12 protein-coding genes, 1 tRNA gene and 1 pseudogene are annotated in these 19,259 nt (G+C 67.3%); 7 read left to right on the top strand and 7 right to left on the bottom strand.

Annotated features, from left to right (window positions below):
* The 4 genes from BLR05_RS26650 to BLR05_RS20915 form a co-directional block, all read right to left on the bottom strand.
* Nucleotides 1-438 (bottom strand): DUF6538 domain-containing protein (locus BLR05_RS26650; RefSeq protein WP_353615687.1); only part of this gene is annotated, 438 nt, incomplete at its 3' end.
* Between the two features lie 110 nt (nt 439-548).
* A tRNA-Ser gene (locus BLR05_RS20925) sits at nt 549-638 on the bottom strand.
* 107 nt (nt 639-745) lie between these two features.
* Nucleotides 746-1,660, bottom strand: a complete 915-nt coding sequence (locus tag BLR05_RS20920) for an SPFH domain-containing protein (RefSeq protein WP_092838396.1) — start codon at nt 1,658-1,660, stop codon at nt 746-748.
* Nucleotides 1,661-1,778: 118 nt separating this feature from the next.
* Complete coding sequence (locus BLR05_RS20915; protein WP_092838394.1) at nt 1,779-2,222, bottom strand: NfeD family protein; 444 nt, start codon at nt 2,220-2,222, stop codon at nt 1,779-1,781.
* A gap of 154 nt (nt 2,223-2,376) precedes the next feature.
* Between BLR05_RS20915 and BLR05_RS20910 the strand changes: the two genes are divergently transcribed.
* Nucleotides 2,377-4,758 (top strand): arginine/lysine/ornithine decarboxylase, encoded by a 2,382-nt coding sequence (locus BLR05_RS20910; protein ID WP_092838391.1) that lies wholly within the window; start codon nt 2,377-2,379, stop codon nt 4,756-4,758.
* Between the two features lie 177 nt (nt 4,759-4,935).
* A pseudogene (locus tag BLR05_RS20905) lies at nt 4,936-5,501 on the top strand (fasciclin domain-containing protein).
* A gap of 57 nt (nt 5,502-5,558) precedes the next feature.
* On the opposite strand, the gene fabI reads toward BLR05_RS20905, so the two are convergent.
* Nucleotides 5,559-6,356: an enoyl-ACP reductase FabI gene (gene fabI, locus BLR05_RS20900; protein ID WP_092838388.1), complete on the bottom strand. Its 798-nt coding sequence runs from the start codon at nt 6,354-6,356 to the stop codon at nt 5,559-5,561.
* 148 nt (nt 6,357-6,504) lie between these two features.
* Here fabI and BLR05_RS20895 point away from each other — a divergent pair, with 148 nt between their 5' ends.
* The 4 genes from BLR05_RS20895 (at nt 6,505) to BLR05_RS20880 (ending at nt 12,606) form a co-directional block, all read left to right on the top strand.
* The gene (locus BLR05_RS20895; RefSeq protein ID WP_092838385.1) at nt 6,505-8,316 is read left to right on the top strand and encodes an extracellular solute-binding protein; all 1,812 of its coding nucleotides are present in this window, start codon (nt 6,505-6,507) and stop codon (nt 8,314-8,316) included.
* A 301-nt stretch (nt 8,317-8,617) separates the two neighbouring features.
* The gene (locus tag BLR05_RS20890; protein WP_092838382.1) at nt 8,618-9,658 is read left to right on the top strand and encodes an ABC transporter permease subunit; all 1,041 of its coding nucleotides are present in this window, start codon (nt 8,618-8,620) and stop codon (nt 9,656-9,658) included.
* A 4-nt stretch (nt 9,659-9,662) separates the two neighbouring features.
* Entirely contained in the window at nt 9,663-10,754 is a 1,092-nt protein-coding gene (locus tag BLR05_RS20885) for an ABC transporter permease (RefSeq protein ID WP_092838379.1), read from the top strand.
* Nucleotides 10,755-10,917: 163 nt separating this feature from the next.
* Nucleotides 10,918-12,606 carry an ABC transporter ATP-binding protein gene (locus BLR05_RS20880; protein ID WP_092838377.1) on the top strand — a complete coding sequence of 563 codons (1,689 nt, stop codon included), beginning with the start codon at nt 10,918-10,920 and terminating at the stop codon, nt 12,604-12,606.
* A 69-nt stretch (nt 12,607-12,675) separates the two neighbouring features.
* Here BLR05_RS20880 and BLR05_RS20875 read toward each other — a convergent pair whose 3' ends face one another.
* On the bottom strand, nt 12,676-14,985 hold the full coding sequence (locus BLR05_RS20875) for a diguanylate cyclase domain-containing protein (RefSeq protein ID WP_092838374.1): 2,310 nt from the start codon (nt 14,983-14,985) through the stop codon (nt 12,676-12,678).
* Nucleotides 14,986-15,062: 77 nt separating this feature from the next.
* Nucleotides 15,063-16,115: an AI-2E family transporter gene (locus BLR05_RS20870; protein WP_092838371.1), complete on the bottom strand. Its 1,053-nt coding sequence runs from the start codon at nt 16,113-16,115 to the stop codon at nt 15,063-15,065.
* 225 nt (nt 16,116-16,340) lie between these two features.
* Here BLR05_RS20870 and BLR05_RS20865 point away from each other — a divergent pair, with 225 nt between their 5' ends.
* Nucleotides 16,341-19,220 carry a 2-oxoglutarate dehydrogenase E1 component gene (locus BLR05_RS20865; protein ID WP_092838369.1) on the top strand — a complete coding sequence of 960 codons (2,880 nt, stop codon included), beginning with the start codon at nt 16,341-16,343 and terminating at the stop codon, nt 19,218-19,220.
* The last annotated feature ends 39 nt before the right edge of the window (nt 19,221-19,259 follow it).

The raw sequence follows: 19,259 nt of genomic DNA, 5'->3' as shown, positions 1-19,259 counted from the left end.
CAAAAGCGGCGCCTGCAAGGCACAGGTGCGCCCGCGCACGGCGAACGCATGAGTCGCTGGGGCCGAAAGGCCCCTGAGCACGGGGATCGTCCCCAGGGCAGTTGCTATCGCGCTCCCGAAGCAGGTGAATGTGTGCGGATAGCCTTGATGCTGGGCTCGGATCAGGGGTTGTGAGAGGTTCCCAGGGGCAATCGCCTCAATTGCTTCCAGCAAACGGGCGTGATCTTCGGGACCGTCAGACCGTGCAATGCCTCGGCTCAGGTCAAGTTCGTACTTGGAGAGCTTGCTCGGGTCCAGGTTGAAGTCGGAGAGCTTGGGTTTGTACATCGCAATGGCACGCAGAAAATCCAATGCACGCAGTTTAGCGACTGCGGGATCACGAGTGCCAAGGGAGCGTTTGAACTGCTTTTTGCCTACCCGCGTGTGCAAGTAGTACATGCCATTGCGGCTGTAAACAGGGAGTGTGAGCACTTTTTGCTACCAAAAGTGCTACCAGTCCTTTTGCCAATTTGCCTAAAAATCGTTATAGATCAACGACTTAGGCCAAATGGCGGAGAGGGCGGGATTCGAACCCGCGGTGGGGATTAGCCCACACACGCTTTCCAGGCGTGCGACTTAAACCGCTCATCCACCTCTCCGGAAGCCCGCAAGTATAGCAGCGATTCCTGCGGCTCCCGGCGAACCGGCCCAGGAATTTTTCGCGCTGCCCGTTGCGTCGTGCGTTGCCTGGCACTGTGGTCCGCTCTCAGGGCCGCTGCGCGCCCTGCACCATCTTCATCGCGGAGGTGATGAGGGTGGAGACCTCGGTCATGTTGCTGGGCACGACCAGGGTGGTGGTCGCATCTGCGGCCACGCGGCTGTAGGCGTCCACGGCACGCTCGGCCACCTTGAGCTGCACGGCCTGTTCGCCGCCGGGCTGGCGGATGGCGGCAGCCACGCGCTCGATGGCCTGGGCGGTGGCCTCGGCCACGGCGGTGATGGAGGCGGCCTCGCCCTGCGCGTTATTGATCTGCGCCTGCTTCTCGCCCTCGGAGCGGGCGATGAAGGCCTCGCGCTCGCCCGTGGCGATGTTGATCTGCTCCTGGCGGCGCCCTTCGGATGCGGCGATGAGGGCGCGCTTCTCGCGTTCGGCGGTGATCTGCTGCTGCATGGCGCGCAGGATTTCGTTGGGCGGGGTCAGGTCCTTGATCTCGTAGCGCAGCACCTTCACGCCCCAGTTGAGGGCGGCCTCGTCGATGGCGGCGACCACCTGGGCGTTGATCATGTCGCGTTCCTCGAAGGTCTTGTCGAGCTCCAGCTTGCCGATCACGCTGCGCAGAGAGGTCTGCGCGAGCTGCGTGACGGCCATGATGTAGTTGCTCGATCCGTAGCTCGCGCGCATGGGGTCGGTGACCTGGAAGTAGAGGATGCCGTCCACCTGCAGCTGCGTGTTGTCGCGCGTGATGCAGACCTGGCTGGGGACATCCAGCGGGATTTCCTTGAGGCTGTGCTTGTAGGCGACGCGGTCGATGAAGGGCACCAGGAAGTTGAGGCCGGGCGTGAGCGTGCCGGCGTACTTGCCCAGCCGCTCCTTGACCCAGGCGTTCTGCTGGGGCACGACCTTGATGGAGCGGGCGACGAAGATGCCGGCGATGACGAAGAGGATGAGGGCGATTTCCATGGAGTCCTTGGGCGGACCGGACCGGGTCCGGGGAAGGGGTTGGAGAAACCCTGCGCCGGAGCACAGGCGGAAGGAAAGGCACAGGGGCGGCCGCGCCACCGGCGGGGGGCCGCGGCGCTCAGGCGGCGGCGTCCACCACCAGCCGGTTCCCGACCACCTCCGCCACGCGGTAGGCGCCGGGCAGGGCGTTGGCCGAGCCGGCCGGGCCGCTGCGCAGCACCACGGTCCACTGCGCGCCGCGGTAGCGCACTTGGGCCGTGCCATCAGGGTTCCAGGCGGGCACCTGCACGGTTTCGCCGACATCGAGGTTCACGTCGCGGTTGCTCGCGGCGGGCTGCGCGGCGGCCATGCGGCGGCGGCGCAACTGGTGGCAGGCGATGACGCCGCCCGCGCCCACGAAGGCGGCCGCCACCAGTTGCGCGGTGATCGGCAGGCCGGCATGCCCCGCCAATGCGCCGGCCACGAGGCCGACGGCCAGCATGAGCAGGTAGAAGGTGCCCGTCACGAGTTCGGCGGCGACCATCGCGCCGGCCATCAGCCACCAGAGGGTGGAATGCTGCATCACGGGTGTCCTCCTCGCATGTCCGTGCCCGGCGGAGCCGGTGCTTTCCCGTCCATTCTGGGTCAAATGCCGATGTCTTCAAAGGGATGACATCGTTATTCCTTACACTTCGCGCCTATTTCGTTTTTTGGGCCCGCTTGCTCGGAGGCTGTGCATGAAATTCCGCTTTCCCATCGTCATCATCGACGAGGACTACCGTTCGGAGAACACATCGGGCCTGGGTATCCGGGCCCTGGCGCAGGCGATCGAGGCCGAGGGGTTCGAGGTGCTGGGTGTGACGAGCTACGGCGACCTGTCGCAGTTCGCGCAGCAGCAGAGCCGGGCGAGCGCCTTCATCCTGTCGATCGACGACGAGGAGTTCACGCTGGGCTCGGGGCTGGACCCGATCGTGCTGAGCCTGCGTAATTTCATCACCCAGGTGCGCCGCAAGAACGCGGACGTGCCGATCTACGTGCACGGCGAGACCAAGACCGCGCGCCACCTGCCCAACGACATCCTGCGCGAGCTGCACGGCTTCATCCACATGTTCGAGGACACGCCGGAGTTCGTGGCCAAGCACATCATCCGCGAGGCCAAGAGCTACCTGGAGAGCGTGCAGCCGCCGTTCTTCAAGGCACTACTGGACTACGCGGAAGACGGCTCCTATTCGTGGCACTGCCCGGGCCACTCCGGCGGCGTGGCCTTCCTCAAGAGCCCCGTGGGCCAGATGTTCCACCAGTTCTTCGGCGAGAACATGCTGCGCGCGGACGTGTGCAACGCGGTGGAGGAACTGGGCCAGCTGCTGGACCACAACGGGGCCATCGGCGAATCCGAGCGCAACGCGGCGCGCATCTTCAACGCCGACCATTGCTTCTTCGTGACCAACGGCACGAGCACCTCGAACAAGATGGTGTGGCACCACACGGTGGCACCGGGCGACGTGGTGGTGGTGGACCGCAACTGCCACAAGTCCATCCTGCACTCGATCATCATGACCGGGGCGATCCCCGTGTTCCTGAAGCCCACGCGCAACCACTTCGGCATCATCGGCCCGATCCCGCAGGCCGAGTTCGAGAGGGACGCGATCCAGGCGAAGATCCGGGCCAACCCGCTGCTCAAGGGCGTGGACGCCACGACGGTGAAGCCGCGCGTGATGACGATCACGCAGTCCACCTACGACGGCGTGCTCTACAACACCGAGACCATCAAGTCGATGATGGACGGCTACGTGGACAACCTGCACTTCGACGAGGCCTGGCTGCCGCACGCGGCCTTCCACCCGTTCTACGGCAGCTACCACGCCATGGGCAAGAAGCGTGCGCGCCCGAAGCATTCGGTGGTGTATGCGACACAGTCCATCCACAAGCTGCTGGCCGGCATCAGCCAGGCCAGCCATGTGCTGGTGCAGGATTCGCAGACCGTGAAGCTGGACCGCCCGCTCTTCAACGAGGCGTACCTGATGCACACCTCGACCAGCCCGCAGTACAGCATCATCGCCAGCTGCGACGTGGCGGCCGCCATGATGGAGCCGCCCGGCGGCACCGCGCTGGTGGAGGAGAGCCTGCTCGAAGCCCTGGACTTCCGCCGCGCCATGCGCAAGGTGGAAGAGGAGTTCGGCAAGGACGACTGGTGGTTCAAGGTCTGGGGTCCCGAGAAGATGGCCGACGAGGGCGTGGGCCGCGCCGAGGACTGGATCATCCGCAGCGACGGCAAGAGCAGGAAGAACGGCAGCAAGTGGCACGGCTTCGGCCAGCTGGCCGATGGCTTCAATATGCTGGACCCGATCAAGTCCACCATTGTCACGCCCGGCCTGAACCTGGACGGCAAGTTCGACAAGACCGGCATTCCCGCGTCCATCGTGACCAAGTATCTGGCCGAGCACGGCGTGGTGGTGGAGAAAACGGGCCTCTACAGCTTCTTCATCATGTTCACCATCGGCATCACCAAGGGCCGGTGGAACACGCTGCTGGCCGCGCTGCAGCAGTTCAAGGACGACTACGAGAAGAACCAGCCGATGTGGCGGATCCTTCCGGAGTTCTGCCAGCAGCACAAGCGCTACGAGCGCATGGGCCTGAAGGACCTGTGCCAGCACGTGCATGCGCTCTATGCCAAGTACGACATCGCACGGCTGACGACCGAGATGTACCTGTCGGACCTGACGCCGGCGATGAAGCCCAGCGACGCCTATGCGCACATCGCGCACCGCAAGACCGAGCGCGTGGAGATCGACCACCTGGAAGGCCGCATCACCACCAGCCTGATCACGCCTTACCCGCCGGGCATCCCGCTGCTGATCCCGGGCGAGGTCTTCAACAAGAAGATCGTGGACTACCTCAAGTTCGCGCGCGAGTTCGCCAAGCTCTGCCCGGGCTTCGAGACCGACATCCACGGCCTGGTGGAGATCGAGGACGACAACGGCCACGTGCGCTATTACGCCGACTGCGTGACGCGGGTGGAGCAGCCCAAGCCGGGCCGCCGCGGCGGCCGCAAGGACGCGCCCCAGGCGGAAGACATCGTTCAGGTGGGCAGCGACGGCCCGTTTGGCCGGAAGATCTGACCGACCGCGAGGCGGGCCGCATCGGCCCTGGAAGCCCGGCGGCGCGCAAGCGCCTCCGGGCTTTTTCGCATGGGGATGGCCGCGGTGTCGAATCCAGACGGCACCACGGCCCATATAAGTGGGCAGCCGCACGAATCTTCGGGCGGCATTCCACTCAACGATCCAACGGAGACCTCCATGACCTTTCGCCCCTGAATGCCCGCCTCGCAGCCGCCAGCTTCACGCTCGTCCTGTCCGCCGCCGCCATGCCCGCCTTCGCGCAGGAGACCGTCGGCGGTGCGCCGATGTTCTCCACCAAGGACGTCACATCGACAACGCGGTGAACTCCAAGGACCACACGACGCTGGTGGCCGCCGTGAAGGCCGCGGGCCTGGTGGACTCGCTCAGGGGGCCCGGCCCGTTCACGGTGTTCGCGCCAGCCAACGCGGCCTTCGCGGCGCTGCCGGCCGGCACCGTGGACACGCTGCTGAAGCCGGAGAACAAGCCCACGCTGGACCAAGGTGCTGGCCTACCACGTCGTGCCGGGCAAGATCGATGCGGCTGCGCTGTCCGAGACGATCGCCGATGGCAAGGGCCCGGCCAGCCTGAAGACCGTGGCCGGCGGCACGCTGACGGCCAGGGCCAGCGGCTCGTCGATCGCGCTGACCGATGAAAAGGGCGGCACGTCCAACGTGACGATCGCCGACGTGTACCAGTCCAACGGCGTGATCCACGTCGTGGACAAGGTGCTGCTGCCCAAGTAAGCCCGCAGGGCTGTCCGCGTCTGCCGGCGCCCCATGCCGGCAGCCGCGGAGGGACGCTCAGGACAGGTTGGCGCTGTCGCGGCTGATGCCGCCGGTCTGGCTGAAACCGCCGTCCACGTACATGATCTCCGCCGTCACGCCGCTGGCGAGGTCGGACAGCAGGAAGGCCGCGGCATTGCCCACGTCCTCGATGGTCACGTTGCGGCGCAGGGGCGAGGCTTCGGCCACCGTGCCCAGCAGCTTGCCGAAGTCCTTGATGCCGCTGGCGGCCAGGGTCTTGATGGGGCCGGCGCTGATGCCGTTGGCGCGCATGCCCTTCGGGCCCAGCGATTCGGCCAGGTAGCGCACGCTGGCTTCCAGGCTGGCCTTGGCCAAGCCCATGGTGTTGTAGTTGGGCACGGCACGCAGGGCACCCAGGTAGCTCAGGGTGAGCACCGCGGCCTTGTCGTTCAGGTAGGGCAGGGCGGCCTTGGCCATGGCGGGGAAGCTGTAGGCGCTGATGTCGTGCGCGATGCGGAAGGATTCGCGCGAGAGACCCTCGAGGAAGTCGCCGGCGATGGCTTCACGCGGCGCGAAGCCGATGCTGTGCACGAAGCCGTCGAACTTCGGCCAGGTGGCCGAGAGGTCGGCGAACATGCGCTCGATCTGTTCGTCGCTCGCCACGTCGCAGTCGAAGATCAGCTGGGAGCCGAACTCGGCGGCGAAGTCGGTGATGCGGTCCTTGAAGCGCTCGCCCACGTAGCTGAAAGCCAGTTCTGCGCCCTGCGCGTGGCATGCCTTGGCGATGCCGTAGGCGATGGAACGGTTGGACAGCACGCCGGTGATGAGCAGCTTCTTGCCGGTCAGGAAACCCATTGTTGTTCTCCAGTGAATGCGGTAGGGGTGGAATGCCGGAGGGGCGCGGCGCGGCCCGTGGCGGAAAGATGCGGCGGCCGGGCACCCGGCCGGGGAAAAATCCCCTGGCAGGCGTGGACGGCCCGCCACCGTAGTGCAGAATTGTCGCATGCGGTTCTGGATGATCTGTCTGCTCTGGGGAAGCTGGCTGTGCGCGGCGCCGGCCTGGGCCGCGCACGGGTATGCGCTGTGGGACGACCTCAAGTACCCGGCGGGTTTCGCCCATTTCGACTACGTCAATCCCGAGGCGCCGAAGGGCGGCGAGTTGCGCATGGTGAGCAACCTGCGCTATTCCACGTTCGACAAGTACAACCCGTTCACGATGAAGGGGTCGCCGCCGGCCTACCTGTCCGACCTGCTGTTCGAGAGCCTGCTCGCGGGTTCCATGGACGAGACGGCCTCGGGCTACGGGTTGCTGGCCGAGGACGTGCAGGTGCCGGAGGACCGGCTCAGCGCGACCTTCCGCCTGCGGGCCGAGGCGCGCTTCCACGACGGCAGCCCGGTCGAGGCCGCCGACGTGAAGTACACCTACGAGACCCTGATCGGACCCCATGCGTCGCCGAGCTACGCGACGCTGCTGCAGGAGGTGGCGGGGGCCGACGTTATTGACCGGCGCACGGTGCGCTTCCGCTTCAAGCACCCCAACCGCGAACTGCCGCTCACCGTGGGCAGCCTGCCGATCTTCAGCCGCGCCTGGGGGCGCCAGGCGGACGGCAAGGCGAAACGGTTCGACGAGATCGTGACCGACATCCCCATCGGCAGCGGCCCTTACCGCATCGGCCCGGTGGCGTTCGGCCGCGACATCACCTACGTGCGCGATCCGCAGTACTGGGGCCGCGACCTGAACGTGAACCGGGGCGCCTACAACTTCGACCGCATCACGGTGAAGATCTACAAGGACAACACCGCGCGGCTGGAGGCCGTGAAGGCCGGCGAGTTCGATTTCATGACCGTGTATTCGGCCGGCGACTGGGCACGCCGCATCGATGGCAAGCTGTTCCGGCAGGGCGTACTGGTGAAGACGGAGCTCAAGCACCAGCTACCGGCGGGTTTCCAGAGCTACGTGCTCAACACGCGGCGGCCGATGCTCAAGGATCTGCGGGTGCGCGAAGCGCTGGGGCTGGCGCTCGATTACGACTGGATGAACCGGCAGATGTTCTATGGCGGCTACCCGCGCGTGGTGGACCTGTTCGGCAACACCGATTGCCAGGCCACCGGCACGCCGGGCCCGGAGGAACTGGCGCTGCTGGAGCGGTGGCGTGGCAAGGTGCCGGACAGCGTGTTCGGGCCCATGGTCACGCCTCCGGTCACCGAGGGGGACGGGCATTCCCTGCGCGACAACCTGCGCCGCGCCCGCCAGTTGCTGGCCGACGCCGGATGGACCTACCGCGACGGCGCGCTGCGCAACGCTAGCGGCGAGCCCATGGTGATCGATTACCTCGACAGCAAGGAGGTCGGCGCGCGCACGGTGACGCCCTGGATGCGCAACCTTGAGAAGCTGGGCATCACCCTGCGCTTCACCTCGGTGGACTTCGCGCTGTACCTGCAGCGGCTGGACAAGTTCGATTTCGACATGATCACCCTGGCCTATCCAGGCACCTACAACCCGGGGCAGGACATGCTGGAGCTTTTCGGCAGCCAGCGCGCCGACGCGGAAGGCAGCAGCAACCATGCGGGCGTGAAGAGCCAGGCGGTCGATGCGCTGGCGACCGCGCTGACGCGGGCGAAATCCAAGGCCGAACTGCTGCCCGCCTGCCGCGCGCTGGACCGCGTCATCATGCACAGCCACTACCTCATCCCGCAGTGGCATCTGTCGGCGCACCGTATCGTCTACAACCAGCAGCGCCTGGCCTACCACGCGCCCATGCCGTCCTATGCGAAAGCCGAGGAGTGGGCGATGTTTTCCTGGTGGAGCAAGTGAGAGATCACCCCCCTGAGGCGCTGCGCGCCATCCATGCAGCCGCCAGAGGCGGCAGCCCTTCGGGCACGTCCAAGCCTGCGCAGGCAGGCTCGGAGCAGCGGCCCTCAGCCCCTTTCTCGCCGTGCTGCGCACGGCGGGCAGGGGGACGCCGCCGGTGGCCTGGCAAAGCCAGTTCCACGGCGCCTGCTGGCGTGGCCTGCTCCGCGGCCATCGGGAGGGGCATGCCGCGGCGGTTTCATAGTGCGTGGATGCCGCGCAGCGCCGTCGATCACTGAAGCTTTGGATTACACCGCGCGCCACCATGTTCGCCTACATCGCCAAACGCCTGCTGCTCATGCTGCCCACGCTGCTGGGCGTGCTGCTGCTCACCTTCGTGGTCATCCAGTTCGTGCCCGGCGGTCCTGTGGAGCAGTATCTGGCCGAAGCCCGCACTGCGGCCGGCAAGGGCGGCGCGGGCGGGCTGGAGTCCGGCGGCATGCGCTACCGCGGCGACCAGGGCGTGGACCCGAAGCGGCTGGAGCAGATCAAGGCGCTGTATGGCTTCGACATGCCCGCGCACGAACGGTTCTTCCAGATGCTGGGGCAATTCGCCCGCTTCGACCTGGGGCGCAGCTTCTTCCAGAACAAGGAGGTATGGGCGCTGGTGAAGGAAAAGCTGCCGGTCTCCATCAGCCTGGGGCTGTGGACCTTCTTCATCAGCTACCTGGTGGCGGTGCCGCTGGGCGTGGCCAAGGCGGTGCGCGCGGGCTCGCGCTTCGACCTGGTGACCACACTGCTCATCCTGCTGGGCTATGCCATTCCGGGCTTCGTGCTGGGGGTGGCGCTGCTGGTGGTCTTCGGCGGCCAGCTGCAGTGGTTCCCGTTGCGCGGGCTGGTGTCGTCCAACTGGGAGCAGATGGACTGGGGCGCGCGCATCGTGGACTACCTCTGGCACATCACGCTGCCGGTGACGGCGACGGTCGCGGGCAGCTTCGCCGTGACGGCGATGCTGACCAAGAACGCCTTCCTGGAGGAGATCCGCAAGCAGTACGTGCTGACGGCGCGGGCCAAGGGCCTGCCCCCGCGGCAGGTGCTCTGGAAGCATGTTTTCCGCAATGCGCTGATTCCCATCATCACGGGCTTTCCCGCGGCGTTCATCGGCGCGTTCTTCACGGGTTCGCTGCTGATCGAGACGCTGTTCTCGCTCGACGGCCTGGGCCTGCTGAGCTACGAGAGCGTGATCCGGCGCGACTACCCCGTGGTGCTGGGCACGCTCTACCTGTTCACGCTGATCGGGCTGGTCACCAAGCTCGTCAGCGATCTTTGCTATGTGTGGGTCGACCCCCGCGTGAAGTTCGACTGAGCGCATGAGTACTCCATCCCCCGACCTTTCCGCTCCGGCAGCCATGCCGTCCACTGCGGCGCCCCTGGCCGCGCCGATGTCCGTTTCGCCCTCCCGCCGCGCATGGATGCGCTTCAAGCGCAACCGGCTGGGGTTCTGGAGCCTGGTGGCCTTCTGCGTGCTGGTGGCCATCAGCCTGGGGGCGGAACTGGTGAGCAACGACAGGCCGCTCATCGTGCACTACGAGGGCCAGACGTATTTCCCGCTGTTCAAGACCTATCCCGAGACGACCTTCGGCGGAGACTTCGACACGCCGACCGACTATCTGGACCCGTTCATCCAGGAGCGCCTGAGTGCGGGCGGCAACTGGGCGCTCTACACGATCAACCGGTACGGGCCCAACACGCTGAACTATTTCGCGAAGTCGCCCAATCCGTCCGCGCCGACCGCCGACAACTGGCTGGGCACGGACGACCGGGGGCGCGACATGCTCGCCCAGCTGCTCTACGGCTTTCGCGTGAGCGTGCTGTTCGGGCTGGCGCTCACCGTCACCGGGGTGGTGCTGGGGCTGGCGACGGGCGCGATCCAGGGGTTCTTCGGGGGCCGGACGGACCTGGCCTTCCAGCGCTTCATCGAGATCTGGGGCTCGATGCCCGAGCTGTACCTGCTGATCATCTTCAGCGCGCTGTTCTCCCCGAGCCTGGCGCTGCTGCTGATCCTGCTCAGCCTGTTCGGCTGGATGGGGTTGTCGGACTATGTGCGCGCGGAGTTTTTGCGCAACCGGCAACTGGACTACGTGAAGGCCGCGCGCTCCCTGGGCGTGCCCGATCGGCAGATCATCTGGCGGCACATCCTGCCCAACAGCATGACGCCGGTCGTCACCTTCCTGCCGTTCCGGATGAGCGCGGCCATCCTGTCGCTCACCTCGCTGGACTTCCTCGGCCTGGGCGTGCCGCCCGGCACGCCGTCGCTCGGCGAACTGCTGAACCAGGGCAAGAACAACATCGATGCCTGGTGGATCTCCATCTTCACCTTCGCCGTACTGGTGAGCACGCTGCTGCTGCTGACCTTCATGGGCGATGCGCTGCGCGACGCGCTCGATCCGAGGAAGCAGTGAACATCCCCCCGAGTCGCAGCGCGCCGTTCCCCTTCTCTCGGCTGCGCCGGGAGAGGGGGCACCGCCAGCGCGGCGGGGCGGCCCTTGCGCGGCGGTTGCTGGCCGATGCCGCGCCATGCCGGTACGCAGCGGGACAAGCCTGACCGCAGAAAACCATTCAACCATGAGCACCGCACCTTCCTCTTCGCCCTCCGCCCCGCCGCTGCTGCGAGTGCAGGACCTGCGCGTAGCCTTCGGCGGCAAGGAGGTCGTGCATGGCGTGGGCTTCGACATCGGGGCGGGCGAGAAGCTCGCGCTGGTGGGCGAATCGGGTTCGGGCAAGACCATCACGGCGCTGTCGCTGCTGCGCCTGGTCGCGGACGCGGAGATGTCGGGTCGCGTACTGCTGCAGGGGCGCGGCGGCGCGCCCGCGCAGGATCTGCTGGCGCTGCCGGAGCGCGAGATACGCGGCCTGCGCGGCGGCGACATCGCGATGGTGTTCCAGGAGCCGATGACGGCGTTGAACCCGCTGATGCCGGTGGGCCGGCAGATCGCCGAGGTGCTGCAGCTCAAGCAGGGGTTGTCGCGGGCCCAGAGCGCCGCCCAGGCGGTGGAGCTGCTGGCCTCGACGGGCGTGCCGGAGCCGGCGCGGCGCGCGCGCGCCTACCCGCACCAGCTTTCCGGAGGGCAGCGCCAGCGCGCGATGATCGCCATGGCCCTCGCCAGCCGGCCGCGCCTGCTGCTGGCCGACGAGCCCACCACCGCGCTCGACGTGACGCTGCGCGGCCAGATCCTGGAGTTGCTCTCGGACCTGCAGCGCCAGACCGGCATGGCGGTGCTGCTCATTACCCACGACCTGAACCTGGTGCGGCGCTTCGCGGACCGGGTGGCCGTGATGGAGCGCGGCGTGCTCGTGGAGCAGGGCACGGTGGCGGAGGTGTTCGCCGCGCCCGCCCATGCCTACACACGGCGCCTGCTGGGCAGCGTGCCGCGGCGCGATGTCATCGAGGATTTGGTCGAGGACATGGGGACGGACGTCGCCCGGGGGGAGCCGCCGGCCGCGAGTGCCAGGGGCCTGCGCGTGGCCTACGCCACCCCGCTGCCCGGCCTGCGGGGCTGGTTCCGGCGTGGCGAATTCGCGGCGGTGAAAGGTGCCGACCTGGTGGTGCATCCCGGTCGCACGCTGGGCGTGGTCGGCGAGTCGGGGTCGGGCAAGTCCACCCTCGCGCAGGCACTGCTCGGCCTGCTGCCGTTCAGCGGCGACCTGCAGATCGTCGGCCGGGCATGGGAGCTGCCGGTGCAGCGCAACAGCGCGGCCAACCAGGCGCTGCGCCGCAGCGTGCAGGTCGTGTTCCAGGATCCGTTCTCGTCGCTGTCGCCCCGGCTCACGGTGGAAGAGATCGTCGGGGAAGGCCTGCAGGTGCATGCTCCGCAGGACAGCGGGGCAGGGCGGCGGGCCCGCGTGGAAGCGGCGCTCGCGGACGTGGGGCTGACGCATGCGCAGTTCCCGGGGCTGCTGGGGCGCTATCCGCATGAATTTTCCGGCGGCCAGCGCCAGCGGATCGCGATCGCGCGGGCGCTGATCCTGGAGCCGCGCCTGCTGGTGCTCGACGAGCCCACGAGCGCGCTGGACGTGACCATCCAGCAGCAGGTGCTGGTGCTGCTGCAGCGCCTGCAGAAGGAGCGCGGATTGAGCTACCTGCTGATCACCCACGACGTGGCCGTGATCCGCGCTATGGCGCATGACGTGCTCGTTATGAAGGATGGCGATGTGGTCGAGTCGGGTCGGATGGCCCAGGTGCTGGACGCGCCGCGCCACCCCTACACGCGGCGCCTCGTCGCGGCGGCCAGGGAGGGCGGCGGCACCGCCTGAGCCGCCGTGCCGTCCGTGCCGATGTGGCGCTGATGCGGTCCTGTGCCCGCGCGCGTGCCGGCCCGGCGTTCAGCGCGGCGGCTGCGTGCCTAAAGGTGCCGCCGGCCCGGGTGCGGACGCTTCGTGCGGTACCGCCTCGGGTTCCTGCTCGGGGCCCGCGTACACCCGGAAGTGCTGCCTGCCGGCCCGCTTGGCGGTATAGAGCGCCACGTCGGCGCTGCGGGCCAGTTCCTCGAACGTGGCGCCGTGCTGGGGGAACAGCGCGATGCCGCCGCTCAGGCCGATCCGCCGCGATTCGCCCTGCAGGTCGAAGGGGGCCTCGCACGCAGCCATGATCTTGCGCGAGACGTGGCAGGCCTGCTCGGGATGCTCCACGATGGGCAGCAGCACGATGAACTCGTCGCCGCCCTGGCGGCAGACGGTGTCCGAGCGGCGCACGCAGCGGGTGAAGCGCCGGGCCACCTGGACCAGCAGTAGGTCGCCGGCGTCGTGGCCCAGCGTGTCGTTCACCTGCTTGAAGCCGTCGAGGTCGATATACATCAGGGCGAGACCGTGCCCGTCTCGGCGCGCCTGGGCGATGGCCTGCTGGGCGCGGTCCTGCAGCAGCACGCGGTTGGGCAGGTCCGTCAGCATGTCGTGCTGGGCCAGATGGGCCATGCGGCGCGCCAGCGCCATGGCCTCGGTCACGTCACGCAGCACCATCACGGTGCCGGTGATCTGCCCGTGCCGGTCGGTGATCGGGCTGACGCTGTTTTCCACCTCGATGCGGCGGCCGTCGCGGCAGTACAGCACGAGGCCGCGACCCGCCGGCACGGCTTGCGCGCCGGACAGCGCGCTGCGGGCCGGCTGCTCCGCATGCACGCCGTTGGCGGCGTAGAGGGGGGCGACCTCGTCGATGTCCCGGCCGGCAGCGTGGAAGGCCTGCCAGCCCGTCATCTTCTCGGCCACCGGGTTGATGTAGGTCACGTGTCCTGAGGCATCCGTGCAGAGGACGGCGTCGCCGATGGACTGCAGCGTGAGGCGGACCAGTTCCTTTTCCTCGAAGAGCAGGTCTTCCATGCGCTTGCGCTCCGTGAGGTCGTCGATCTGCACGAAGATGCCCTGGGCCTGCGTTCCTTCCATGTCCGGAACGCAGGACACCATCATGTGCCGTATTTCGCCCGACGATATCGGCACCGACCGCTCGTACACCTGCCTGCGGCCTTGCAGCGCACGCCGCAGGTACGGCCGCGCCACCTCGCAGGCCTCGGCGGTCAGCAGTTCCTCGATGGGCCGGCCCTGGATTTCCTCCTGCGTCATGCCGAGCCAGTCGAGATAGGCCTGGTTGGCGAAGCGGTTGCGCAGGTTGCGGTCCCAGTAGGCCACCAGCGAGGGCAGGTTGTCGAGGATGGTGCGCATGTCGTGCTGCGCGCGCTGCAGCTGGGCGGCCACGTTCTGCCGGCGCATCAGCTCGCGCGCGAACAGCAGGGCGAGGCCCAGGCACGCCGCCATGAGCAGGGCGGCGAAGCATCCCAGGATCACCGCGTTGCGCTGCCACTTCGAGAGGATGCTGTCCACCGACTGCGCCACGGACACCACGAGCGGGTAGTCGCCCACGTGCCGGAAGGCGTAGAGCCTGGAAATGCCGTCCTGCGCATCGCCCTGCAGCTCGGTGAAGTGCCCTTCGCGGCCCTGCACGAGGTGCTTCAGGTGGTGGGCGGTCATAGGCTGGCCGATGCCGGGAGCCTTCCCGGGGAATCGCGAGATCGAGGTGCCGTCCGTGCGGACGATCTCCGCCAGGCTCTGGGGCCCCAGACCGAGCGATGCGAACAGCTCGTTGAAGTAGTTGATCCGGATGGTGCCGACGACCACCCCGCCGAAGCTGCCGTCCTGGTTGAAGTAGGCGCGGCTCATGGCCAGGCTGTACTCGCCCGTCACCCGTCCCTGGATCGGCCGACCGATGTACACGCCCCGGTCCTTCTCGCGCATGTGGAACTGGAAGTAGTCCCGGTCGGCCAGATTGGGAATGCTCTTGGCAGGCGTAACGCCGGCCGATACCACCACGTTGCCCCCGGGGTCGATGACTGCCACAGAGCCCAGGCCCCGTGTGCGCAGCGAGTGGTCGAACAGCATGGCGTGCTGTACGTCGGGCGGCAGGCTGGGAAGATCCGGCCGGGCCAGGACCTCCACCACGCCCGCCAGCGAGTGGTCGAAACTGTCGAGCGTGCGCCCGATGTTCTGCTCGAGCGTGCGCGCGAGTGCCGCGTTGGCGTCGCGCGCGTAGTTCCATTCATCGTCGCGGATGGTCAGGATGGCCCGCGCGAAGAGCGCCCCGATGCCGACCGACAGCGCGACGGCCAGCAGGAGCATTCGGTAGTGCGGAGGCAGGCGCAAGGACATGTGCAGCGGGCGGCACGGGTCCGCGCGGAAACGGCAGGGGGAAGGGCTGCCGCGGCGCGGCGGGCTCCCCCGTATTGTCACCGCCCGTGGGTGTGCGGCGCAAACAGGTCCCAGGTGGCGATGAACAGCGCCGCGATGACCGGCCCGATCACGAAGCCCGTGAGCCCGAACAGCGACATCCCGCCCAGCGTGGAGATCAGCACGATGTAGTCGGGCATCTTGGTGTCCTTGCCGACCAGGACCGGGCGCAGCACGTTGTCCACCAGGCCGATGACGCCGATGCCGAAGGCCGCCAGGCCCGCGCCCTGCCAGACGGCGCCGGTGGCCAGCAGGTAGATCGCCACCGGTGCCCAGATGAGCCCGGCACCCACGGCGGGCAGCAGGGACAGGAAGGCCATGAGCACGCCCCAGAGCACGGGGGCCTGGATGCCCAGGAACCAGAAGGCGAGCCCGCCCAGGGCGCCCTGCGCGGCGGCCACCGCGATGTTGCCCTTGACGGTGGCGCGGATCACGGTGGTGAACTTGGTGGCCAGCTGGCGCTTGTGGCCTTCGTCCAGGGGCGTGGCCTCGCGGATACGCGCCGCCAGGGCCGGGCCGTCGCGCAGCAGGAAGAACAGCAGGTACAGCATGATGCCGAAGCTCACTACGAACTGCAGGGTGTTCTGGCCGAAGTCGATCGCCTTGCTGCCGACGAATTGCGTGGCCTGCACGGTGACGGACGACAGCCGCGCCTGCAGCTCGGACGCCGTGGTCAGGTTGAGCCGGTCGAGGATCTGCATGGCCCAGGAGGGCATGGCCTGCATCACCTGGTGGAAGTAGGCGGTGAAATCCAGTTGCCCGGAGCGGATGCGCTCGTACACCAGGCTGGCCTCCTGGACCAGGGAGACGGTGATCAGCGTCATCGGCAGGATGACGATCAGCAGGCACAGCGACAGGGTGCAGAGCGCTGCGAGGTTGGCCCGCCGGGGCATGCGTTGCAGCAGGCGGCGGTGCAGGGGCGCGAAGAGGATCGCGAGGATGATTCCCCAGAAAACCGCACCGTGGAACGGCCAGAGGATGGCCAGGAAGGCCAGGCTGACGGCGATCAGCAGGGCGATGAACGTGCGGTTCTGCAGCAGGGTGGTCTTCATGGCAGGGCGGTGGCGGAAGTTCGCGCAAATGTACGCGAGACGGCCGCTGCGCCCTGTGGGACACCGCCGTGTAGGCGCCGTCCTGCGATCGGTGGCACAATCGTGGGCGCAAGATTTAAGGCCCTTCCCCGAGCCACAGTCGCATCCGCCAACCGGTTCAGCCGTGTCGCGGAAGGTTTCACCAACCAGCTAATGCTTCCCGCAGGGAAGCGGAGGTCAGCGGAAATGAGCGAGACGACGTCCGTCTATCAAGCCTACCAGGGCAACACCTACCTCTTCGGCGGCAATGCGCCCTATGTCGAAGAGATGTACGAGAGCTATCTCGTCAACCCGGGCAGCGTGCCCGACACGTGGCGCGAGTACTTCGACGCGCTGCAGCACGTGCCCGCCGTGGATGGCTCCAACGCCAAGGACGTCCCCCACCAGCCCGTCATCAATGCCTTCGCCGAGCGCGCCAAGCAGGGCGGCACCCAGGTCGTGGTGGCCACCGGCGCCGATTCCGAACTCGGCCGCAAGCGCACCGCCGTCCAGCAGCTCATCTCCGCCTACCGCAACGTCGGTCAGCGCTGGGCCGATCTCGATCCCCTGAAGCGCACCGAGCGCCCCTCCATTCCCGAGCTGGAACTCTCCTTCTACGGCTTCACCGATGCCGACCAGGAGACCGTGTTCAACACCAGCAACACGTTCTTCGGCAAGGAATCGATGCCGCTGCGCGAGCTGATCAACGCGCTGCGCGAAACGTACTGCGGCACGATCGGCGTCGAGTACATGTACGCCTCCGACCAGAACCAGAAGCGCTGGTGGCAGGAAAAGCTCGAGACCATCCGCAGCAAGCCCAGTTTCAACGCCGAGAAGAAGAAGCACATCCTCGACCGCCTGACCGCCGCCGAGGGCCTCGAGCGCTTCCTGCACACGAAGTACGTCGGCCAGAAGCGCTTCTCACTCGAAGGCGGCGAGAGCTTCATCGCCGCCATGGATGAGTTGATCCAGTCGGCCGGCTCGCGCGGCGTGCAGGAGATCGTGATCGGCATGGCCCACCGCGGCCGCCTGAACGTGCTGGTGAACACCCTGGGCAAGATGCCCAAGGACCTGTTCGCCGAGTTCGACCACACCGCTCCGGAAGACCTGCCGTCCGGCGACGTGAAGTACCACCAGGGCTTCAGCTCCGACGTGTCCACCGCGGGCGGCCCGGTCCACCTGTCGCTGGCCTTCAATCCCTCCCACCTGGAAATCGTGAACCCCGTGGTGGAAGGCTCGGTGCGCGCCCGCATGGACCGCCGCGGCGACCCGCACGGCCAGCAGGTGCTGCCGGTGCTGGTGCACGGCGACGCGGCCTTCGCCGGCCAGGGCGTCATCCAGGAAACGCTGGCGCTGGCCCAGACCCGTGGCTATTCCACGGGCGGCACGGTGCACATCGTGATCAACAACCAGATCGGTTTCACCACCTCCGACCCGCGCGACAGCCGCTCCACGCTGTACTGCACGGACGTGGTCAAGATGATCGAGTCGCCCGTGCTGCACGTGAACGGCGACGATCCGGAAGCCGTGGTGCTGGCCACCCAGCTGGCCCTCGAGTTCCGCATGGAGTTCAAGAAGGACGTGGTGGTGGACATCATCTGCTACCGCAAGCTGGGCCACAACGAGCAGGACACGCCGGCGCTCACGCAGCCGCTGATGTACAAGAAGATCGGCCAGCACCCCGGCACGCGCCGCCTCTACGCCGACAAGCTGGCCACGCAGGGCCTGGGCGAGACGCTGGGCGACGACATGTCCAAGGCCTACCGCGCCGCCATGGATGCCGGCAAGCACACGGTCGATCCGGTGCTGACCAACTTCAAGAGCAAGTACGCCGTGGACTGGAGCCCGTTCCTGGGCAAGAAATGGACCGACGCCGGCGACACCGCGATTCCGCTCACCGAATGGAAGCGCCTGGCCGAGCGCATCACGACCATCCCGGAAGGCGTCACGCCGCACCCGCTGGTCAAGAAAGTCTATGACGACCGCGCCGCCATGGGCCGCGGCGAGATCAACGTGGACTGGGGCATGGGCGAGCACATGGCCTTCGCGTCGCTCGTGGCCAGCGGCTTCCCGGTGCGCCTGTCGGGCGAGGACTGCGGCCGCGGCACGTTCACGCACCGCCATGCCGTGATCCACGACCAGAACCGCGAGAAGTGGAACGAGGGCACCTACGTGCCGCTGCAGAACGCCAGCGAGAACCAGGCCCCGTTCGTCGTGATCGACTCCATCCTGTCCGAAGAGGCGGTGCTGGGCTTCGAGTACGGATACTCCTCCAACGACCCCAACACCCTGGTGATCTGGGAAGCGCAGTTCGGCGATTTCGCCAACGGCGCGCAGGTGGTGATCGACCAGTTCATCGCTTCCGGTGAAGTGAAGTGGGGCCGCGTGAACGGCATCACGCTGATGCTGCCACACGGCTACGAAGGCCAGGGCCCCGAGCACAGCTCGGCCCGCCTGGAGCGCTTCATGCAGCTGGCTGCGGACGCCAACATGCAGATCGTGCAGCCCACCACGGCCAGCCAGATCTTCCACGTGCTGCGCCGCCAGATGGTGCGCCACCTGCGCAAGCCGCTGGTCATCATGACGCCGAAGTCGCTGCTGCGGAACAAGGACGCGACCTCGCCGCTGTCCGAGTTCACGAAGGGCAGCTTCCAGACCGTGATCCCGGAGCAGAACGAAGCCATCGACAAGAAGGCCGACAAGGTCAAGCGCGTGATCGCCTGCTCGGGCAAGGTGTACTACGACCTCGTGAAGAAGCGCGAGGAAAAGGGCGCCGACGACGTCGCGATCCTGCGCGTGGAACAGCTCTATCCGTTCCCGCACAAGGCCTTCGCCGCCGAGATCAAGAAGTACCCGCACGCCACCGAGATCGTGTGGTGCCAGGACGAGCCGCAGAACCAGGGCGCCTGGTTCTTCGTGCAGCATTACATCCACGAGAACATGCTCGACGGGCAGAAGCTGGGCTACTCCGGCCGCGCTGCCTCCGCATCGCCCGCCGTGGGCTACTCGCACCTGCACCAGGAACAGCAGAAGGCGCTGGTCGATGGCGCGTTCGGCAAGCTCAAGGGCTTCGTCCTCGCCAAGTGAGCGCGTGAACTCCGACCCCGCGAACCGCATCCCACAGCG

The sequence above is a fragment of the Paracidovorax cattleyae genome (assembly GCF_900104515.1).
Taxonomy (GTDB): Bacteria; Pseudomonadota; Gammaproteobacteria; order Burkholderiales; family Burkholderiaceae_C; genus Paracidovorax; species Paracidovorax cattleyae.
Note: the sequence above shows the minus strand (reverse complement) of the source record. Positions and strands in the feature narration are given on the sequence as shown.